The sequence below is a fragment of the Methylobacterium sp. AC690 genome (genome assembly GCF_979256535.1).
The window spans coordinates 1-236 of record NZ_CEEDOX010000138.1 but is presented as its reverse complement, the minus strand read 5'-3'; the positions used below and the strand labels follow the sequence as shown (position 1 = coordinate 236).

Here is a 236-nt window from a genome sequence, read left to right as displayed (position 1 = left end):
GCGGCGCGCAGAACCTCGAGCACCGGGCGATCATGCAGATCTTCGTCCTGCCCGGGGGCGTCCGGCTCCTCGTCGGCCGCGATGTCGCCGAGCGCGACCGGCTGCGGGCGGTGATCGGACGGACCTGCGGCTCCTCCGTGGGGCTGGTGATGGTGCTGGGCGTGATCGGCCCCTGGTTCATCGCCAGCCGGGTCCTGAGGCGCGTCGACGCCATGACGGAGACCACCCGCCGGATC

The 236-nt window shown here is 72.9% G+C and carries 1 pseudogene; it reads left to right on the top strand.

The features are described from left to right. Positions 1–236, top strand: a pseudogene (locus AC0IY1_RS25620) (two-component sensor histidine kinase); the annotation flags it as partial.